We start from the raw sequence: 2,615 nt of genomic DNA on the forward strand, positions 1-2,615 counted from the left end.
GGGCGGCGATGCCGGTGAGGGCGGCCAGCGCCGCGGTCACGGCGGCCAGCGTCAGGGGTGCGCGCTGCTTCACTGCTGGGGGCTCCCGTCAGGACGCGGGTCGTGCGGTGCGTGGGGGTCGTGCGGTGCGTGGGGGTCGTACGGCTCGTACTGCTCGTACGGGTACTGCTGCGGGTACGGGGCCTCGTAGGCCTGCTGCCCCTGCTGTCCCTGCTGCTGTCCCTGCGGGTCGTACGGTCCCTGCTGGTCGTACGCCGCCGGGTACTGCTCGTACGGGAGCGGCTGCTGGGGCTGCGGCTCGTACGCGTAGCCGCCCTGGTCGCCGTAGGGCTGGTACGCGTACGCCTCCTCCCCGTACATCGGCTGCGCCGGGATCTGCGCGTACGGATCGGCGACCGCGGCGGTCTCCACCGGTACGGGGGCGGGCTCGGCCTCGGCGCGCAGCCGGCGGGCGCGACGGCCTTCGCCGGCCTCGCCCGGGCCGGGCTGGGACGGGATCGCGGCCTCTTCCTCGGGCAGGTCGTCGTCGAGCTGGGCGCGGCGGCCCGGCAGGGCCATCACCAGGAGGACCAGGGCGAGGAGGCCCTGTGCCCAGTACCAGGCGGTCTGCAGGAGGGAGTCCTCGTGGACGAGGTCGAGGCGGCCGCCGACGGCGGGCAGTTCGAAGCCCTGCGCCCAGCCGTCGAGGGTCTTCGCCTTGAGGGGCTTGCCGTCGAGGGTGGCCCGCCAGCCGGCGTCGGCCCGGTCGGCGATGCGCAGCACGCGGCCCGCCTCGCCCTCGGGGATCTTGCCGTGGGCCTCGACGGGTCCGGCGGCGACCGGGATCGGCGCCTCGCCCTGCTTGCCGGAGACGATGACGGCGCGGGGCAGCCATGGCTCGACGCCCCACAGGGCGGTGCCGTCCTGCTGGTGGCGGCGGCTCAGGCCCGGGGTGGCGTCGAGGACGCGGCGGATCTCTTCGGGGCCGCCGGGGCGGAACATGACGAAGCGGACGGCGTAGGCGCTGAGCTGGCTGGACTGGTCGGCGCCGGAGCCTGCGACCAGGTTGGAGACGACCTTGTCGAGGCGGGGGTCGCCGCCGGTCCGGGCGGTGACATCGGCGTCGCCGAGGCGGCCGCCGGAGCCGCGGACGAGGCTGTAGGAGACGGTGGCGGGCGGGTCCAGGTCGAGGACCAGGGTGCGGGTCTGGTTGTCGTCGCCGCCCGCGTCGGCGACGAAGGCCGGGACCTGTACCGGGTCGCGGCGCTCCAGCGGGCCGTCGGCGCCGGCGATCATCCAGGTGGCCGCGGCGGCCAGCGGGCCCGCGGCGGCGGCGAGGGCGATGAGCGCGGCCAGCGGCTGGCGCCAGCCGAAGCTGCGGGCGGCGACCCGCTCCTTGGCGCCGTCCGCGCCGAGCGCGGCGGCCGCGAGGAGGGCGAGCCCGTACACGAGGGTGGCGGGGCCGGCCCAGGCGGTCCGGTTGACGACGACGGCGAGGAGCAGCGCGGCAAGGGCGGCGGCCCAGGCGGTGCGGACGGCGAACTGGCGGTCGGTGCGCAGCAGGGCGGCCAGGGCGGCGAGCACGATGCCGGCGAGCAGCAGGCCGGCGCCGGTTCCGGGACCGCCGGGGCTGATGCCGAGCAGGTCGAGGCCGCGGGCGGAGCCGGCTCCGTAGGGCAGTCCGGCTTCCTGGAGGAGGCGGCCGGGGTGCGTGAGCAGGCCGATCGACCAGGGGGCGAGCACGAGCAGCGGGACGGCGAGGGTGGCGAGCAGCCGGGGGCCGTACGTCTTCCAGTGCGCGCGGCGCAGGACGAGCGCGGCGGTGCCGAGGACGGCGGCGAGCGGCCAGACCACGGGGGTGAAGGCGGTGGTCAGGGTCAGCAGGAGCGTGTACGTCCACACCGCGCGCCAGCTGCCCCGCTTGTCGGCGGTTCCTTCGCCCCCGCCGAGGGCGAAGGCGGCGACGGCGGAGCGGGCGATGAGCGGCAGTACGACGGCGAGGACGGCGGTGCCGAGGCGGCCGCCGGCGAGGGCTCCGGTGACGGCGGGGAGGAAGGCGTAGGCGATGGCGGCCCAGGCGCGCAGCAGCCGGGACTCGACGAGCGGCCGGGAGGCGAAGTAGGCGGTGAGGCCGGCGAGCGGGACGGAGCCGACGAGCAGCAGGGTCAGGGCGGCCTGGGTGGAGCCGAACAGCAGGGTGGCGAGGGCGCCGAGGACGGCCAGGTAGGGGGGCGCGGAGGCGGTGGAGCCGGTGCCGACGGGCTGCCAGCCGTCGGTGTAGGAGCGCCAGAGGTCGAAGCTGCTGTCGGGGGCGGGCAGCAGGGCGCCGCCCATGAGGGAGCCGCCGCCGATCAGGCCGCGGCAGGCGGCGAGGGAGACGAGCAGGAGGAGGCCGAAGAGGACCGGCGCGGGGTTGCGGGCGATCCGCCTGAGGCGGGCGAAACGTTCCTCGGCCACGGCGTAGTCGCCGTCCTCGCCGGGGGCGGTCAGGATGCTGCCTCCGCCGTGCCGGCCGGCGGGGGCCACGTCGGTGTCGCGGTCGCCGCCGAAGTAGCCGGCGAGCTGTTCCGCGTTGGCCCGCAGCGAGGCTCCCGGCGGGGGGAAGAGCGGGCGCAGGTCGGCGGCGACCGCGACAC

Annotated in this window: 1 protein-coding gene; it reads right to left on the reverse strand. The window is 77.0% G+C overall.

What is annotated here, in order from left to right; genetic code table 11:
- Positions 1–69: 69 nt before the first annotated feature.
- Positions 70–2,615, reverse strand: a 2,546-nt coding sequence (locus PV721_RS42845; protein WP_319734236.1) for a family 2 glycosyl transferase, incomplete at its 5' end; no start/stop codon positions are given.

Source organism: Streptomyces sp. MB09-01 (genome assembly GCF_033794505.1).
Lineage (GTDB): Bacteria > Actinomycetota > Actinomycetes > Streptomycetales > Streptomycetaceae > Streptomyces.